Source organism: Novosphingobium panipatense (genome assembly GCF_900182875.1).
GTDB lineage: Bacteria > Pseudomonadota > Alphaproteobacteria > Sphingomonadales > Sphingomonadaceae > Novosphingobium > Novosphingobium panipatense.
In genome coordinates this window covers 1-3,978 of sequence record NZ_FXUI01000040.1, presented here as the reverse complement: position 1 = coordinate 3,978, position 3,978 = coordinate 1, and the positions used below count along the sequence as shown (strand labels likewise).

The following is a 3,978-nucleotide window of genomic DNA, read 5'->3' as shown; positions in this document are numbered from 1 at the left end:
GTGATCGCGGGGGTATCCCCACCCTTCCGCGCTGCGCTTGTGCAGGGCGGGTGATCCCCCTCCCCCGCGATCAGCCCTCATTGCGCCATTCCCCGACCCGGCTCGCCGCTCAGGCAGAAGTCGATGGCGCCCATCGCCTTCGGCTCCATTTTAAGAAGGGAATTGGAATGTTGAACCACGCCAATATCGAACCCAGCGGTTTCAAGGCCGGTGAATATGTTGGTTACACGATGGCCGGGAAAACCTCCTATCTCATGCGGATCAGGCGGGGCGGACGAGGCTGGGAAACATATTACCATGAGCCGCTGGCCAAGGCAGCGGGCGGGTGTTTCAGCTATGTGACCGCGCGGACGCTCAAGGAGATGTCCGGCAAGCTGGACGCCATGGCCCGTCGCCATCAGGCCGGTGACAGCCTTCCCGCAGAGGGGGTGTGACCATGCCCACCCTCGTAGAAACCCGCGAGCAGCACCGGGAACGGATCACACGGGCACTTACCGAACTGGAGCGTTTTTGCGCGCGGCGGGACGATTTTCTGGCCCGGATCGACTGGCAAGCCATGACCAGCGCCGACCGCGAGCAGGTTGAAGATTTCGACCTCGACCTTGCCATGTGCGCGCACGAGCTTGGTTGCGAGATGGCATCCATTTGGCGCGGCGACCACGGCATTTTCTGACTTCCCGATAGGAACGAGCATCATGGAAAGCATCGAAATGCGCTGCCCTCATTGCGGGAGCGCCAGCATTCTTAAGGACGCAGCGGCTGCATGGGACGCCGAAGCGCAGGAGTGGACCCTTGTGTCGGTTCACGATCACGAAACTTGCGAGGATTGCGAGCGGAGCGGCGATTACATGGCCGAGCGGCGCACCTTCGAGACGGCCGATGGATCGGGGGACGCACGATGACCAACGATCAGGAGCTTTTCGCAGCGATCCGAGCCTTGCCGCATATGGCGATCACCAAGGCGGACGGAGAATATCGGATCACATACCGCCTCGCGTCTATCGCCCTTGCCGATCAGCGTCAGCATAGTGCCGACTGGCACCGGGATCACGCCGAGCGGGCGGCTTACTATACGAACGACAGGGCCGATGCCCTTGGCACCGCCAAGTCGCTGTCCGCGCAGATGGTGCGCCTTCTGGACCGCGTGACCAGCAAGGAGGCGGGGAAATGACCGAAGCAATCAAAGACGAGCTGGGCGAACGGATCGTCGCGGCGGGCTTCGCGCCGAACCTCGCCGTTCTGGACATAAACCGTTCGTTCGACGTGCCCCGTGACTTCGCGCTTGCCGCGCCTTGGAATCTGCCCTCGCGCATGTTCCGCTTTCCTATCGAGGTTTGCCCGCCCGATGGCGACCAGCCTCGCAGGATCGGGCTTCGCCATCCCCTGCTGGCCGAACATCCCTATGTGCGGCGCGTAGAAGCCGCGCTGGGCTTCGAGATCGACCGCAACGGTGCTCCCAACCGCTTCGGCTATACCACCGCTCCCACGGCGCGTTGGTGGCATGCCGTCGACCTTATCAGCGCAGGCAAATGGCGCGAATTGCTCGAAACGCAGGATTTCACCGAATCCGGCTGCATCATGCGGGCCGTCGCCTACGGGTGCCGCTATTCCGACCATGAGGACAAGAAGGCCGCCGGTCATATCAACACGGCGGAGGCGCGCGCGATCATGCGCGAAATGGGCGCGACCGAACCCGACGACCGGAGCGCGATCATTCGTGCATTCAGCCAGCCCACGATTTGCCGACAGGACAATGGCAGCGAGCATTGGCCGATCAATTCCGGCCCCGACTGTGCCGAGGATTTGGCATGGGGCTTCATCATCGGCGTCGAGGACGGATGGTTCAGTCGCGACCGTTCCGGCTATCTCCAATGGTCCCAGCTAGGCCGCGACCGCTATGCGGCGGGTGATAGCGCGAGCTTCACCGAAAGCAGCGGACAGGCTGCTTTTGCCTTCTAGGCACCCGATGCCTTTCAGGGAGCCTTTGCCTTCTGATCCCGATGCGCCATGATGCAGGCCAAGAGGTGCGAGATGAACGAAACCGACAATATCCCCCATTCCGAAGCGCAGGCGGCGCTTGATCGCCTGTTAACCGTGGCTTTGTCGGACACGGGGCAGTCACGTATCACCGCGAATTTCCTGCTGGCATGGTGGAACGCGCACGATTGGGGCGGTTTCGATATTGCCGACCTGTTCGGCGTCGATCGGGCGATCGCGGCGGACATGGCGAGCATCTTCGCTTATCTTGGCCAACATGGCGTTGCGACCTATGCCGATGCCTTCGGTCGCAAGGGCGAAATGGTGGAGCTGATCCGGCTATGGCGACGGGCCGATGTGGAGACGGCCGAGGCGTAGCGCCGACGCGCCCCCGCCCTGGCGGCGGCGCTCCCCACCGCCAAGGCGGCGCGGCGGGCGCGGCCATCGGGCCGCGCGGGCGCTATTTGGGATGGTTCATCGCTCGTAAGCTGGCGCACCGCGCTATTGCGGCCATTCTTCCTCTGGCCAATTCCGCGACGTGTGGATGACGTGGAGGATCGTCACCACGCTTTCATCTGCGCTTAGCGCATAGGCAATAATGTAGGGGAGCCGGGCGACTGACTTCTCATAGGTGCCGCTGACCCGTCCGGGGTGGCCAGTCGCGAAATCGGCTAGACTGTCGCCGGTCGCGCGAATCCGCTTCGCAACCCGCCGAGCTGCGTCGGGGTTGTCCTTCGCGATGGTGACGGCTTGTCGTTCCAGATCATCCAGCGCGTCGTTCGACCATTGCACATGCCTCATGCGCCGTTGTTACTGGCAGCTTCTATCGCGGCATCAATCCGATCCATCGCTTCCTTATGCGGAGTGACCCGTCCTGCCTCCATGTCCGCAAGCCCGCGCTGAATACCTTCGATGATACGCAGTTCGCGGTTCACATAGGATTCGACCGCTTCGGCCGCGAGATAGGACCGCGTGCGGCGCGTATTGTGCGCCAATCGGCCCAGCTTCTCCTTGAGATCGGGCGTGACGCGGATCGTCATCGTTATGCTCGCACCCATTGGGGCCTCCTTTCCGTGTTTCGTGCACGTTGTAACACACTTGCCAGCCCATGTCTCCATAAGCTGCACGGGCAGCTTCCCCATGCTCTAGGCCGGACAGCGGCTTTCTAGGTTGGAAGAAGGGCAATAAACGGGGGAAGTCTCCCCCTGAGTTCGAGCCGCGTGCCGCGTCTCGCCCTACCCCCTCTGCGGGGGGACACGTCCCCCCGCAACGCCCCCCGATTGAACCTGTTCGACGCTTGATGCGGCGTTTTTCGGCTACCGGCGCTGGCTGGGATGTGGCTGCGATCAGGCGGCCGGGCCGGTTCGCACAAGGTCCAGCGTCAGCGCATTAGCAGCGGGAGCGGCGCCGGATAGCCGATCTTCGCCAGAAAGCAGCGTCAGCCATTGCCGTCCATAGGAACGCGCGGCCAAGAAATAGACGCTGCCATGACAGCCGACCACGCTGCACCTGTCGAGCTGGTCAAGGGGGGAAGCGCTCGCCCCGAAGCGAAGCGCCTGCACCGAGGCATCCACGCGCTGCTGGATGCCGCAGAGACGGCATTGCGACCGCACATGGGCATTGGCGCGGGCAAGTGCGCCCCATGAGGACGTCCAGCGCGGGAAAAGGCGGTCCATCTGGGTCATGCCGATCCGACTATCAAATCTTCCGCCCTGCCGTCCATCTTCGTTGCGGCAGCGCGGCGCAGACCTCCAGCGCCGACAATGATGCCCGGCCTTGCCGGACGCCTGTGTGAAGGCCGCGCCCGTCATGTCGTGGCGCGGAGAGACAGGGCTTGCCCTGTCCTGTGGCGCCCGCAGACGGGCACGTTCGCTTTTCCCTTGCCTCGATAGTGAGGCGGCAAGCCGCCGCGCTGTTTGCAGGGATTCCGGGGCCTGTTCCTGCCCCCTGGCGCAAGGGCCAAGCCGTCTCGGCCGCAAACGGCCTCGCTTGGTGATCGCG

General features: G+C 63.4%; 9 protein-coding genes. 6 read left to right on the top strand and 3 right to left on the bottom strand.

Annotation, left to right across the window (positions count from 1 at the left end; all coding sequences use genetic code 11):
• The 6 genes from QOL62_RS19535 to QOL62_RS19510 all read left to right on the top strand — a co-directional run.
• The coding region (locus QOL62_RS19535) for a hypothetical protein (protein WP_283407288.1) at positions 1–434 on the top strand (434 nt) is incomplete at its 5' end.
• Positions 435–436: 2 nt separating this feature from the next.
• Positions 437–673, top strand: a complete 237-nt coding sequence (locus QOL62_RS19530) for a hypothetical protein (RefSeq protein ID WP_257542304.1) — start codon at positions 437–439, stop codon at positions 671–673.
• A gap of 22 nt (positions 674–695) precedes the next feature.
• Complete coding sequence (locus QOL62_RS19525; protein ID WP_257542306.1) at positions 696–902, top strand: hypothetical protein; 207 nt, start codon at positions 696–698, stop codon at positions 900–902.
• Positions 899–1,171 carry a hypothetical protein gene (locus QOL62_RS19520; RefSeq protein ID WP_257542308.1) on the top strand — a complete coding sequence of 91 codons (273 nt, stop codon included), beginning with the start codon at positions 899–901 and terminating at the stop codon, positions 1,169–1,171. Before QOL62_RS19525 ends, QOL62_RS19520 begins: the two co-directional genes overlap by 4 nt.
• On the top strand, positions 1,168–1,959 hold the full coding sequence (locus tag QOL62_RS19515; RefSeq protein WP_257542310.1) for a hypothetical protein: 792 nt from the start codon (positions 1,168–1,170) through the stop codon (positions 1,957–1,959). Before QOL62_RS19520 ends, QOL62_RS19515 begins: the two co-directional genes overlap by 4 nt.
• A gap of 72 nt (positions 1,960–2,031) precedes the next feature.
• On the top strand, positions 2,032–2,355 hold the full coding sequence (locus QOL62_RS19510) for a DUF7673 family protein (protein WP_257542313.1): 324 nt from the start codon (positions 2,032–2,034) through the stop codon (positions 2,353–2,355).
• A gap of 123 nt (positions 2,356–2,478) precedes the next feature.
• On the opposite strand, the gene QOL62_RS19505 is transcribed toward QOL62_RS19510, so the two are convergent.
• The 3 genes from QOL62_RS19505 to QOL62_RS19495 form a co-directional block, all read right to left on the bottom strand.
• Positions 2,479–2,778: a type II toxin-antitoxin system RelE/ParE family toxin gene (locus tag QOL62_RS19505; protein WP_257542315.1), complete on the bottom strand. Its 300-nt coding sequence runs from the start codon at positions 2,776–2,778 to the stop codon at positions 2,479–2,481.
• Positions 2,775–3,035 (bottom strand): CopG family ribbon-helix-helix protein, encoded by a 261-nt coding sequence (locus QOL62_RS19500; protein WP_257542317.1) that lies wholly within the window; start codon positions 3,033–3,035, stop codon positions 2,775–2,777. Before QOL62_RS19500 ends, QOL62_RS19505 begins: the two co-directional genes overlap by 4 nt.
• 288 nt (positions 3,036–3,323) lie before the next feature.
• Entirely contained in the window at positions 3,324–3,662 is a 339-nt protein-coding gene (locus QOL62_RS19495; protein WP_257542319.1) for a hypothetical protein, read from the bottom strand.
• Positions 3,663–3,978 lie beyond the last annotated feature (316 nt).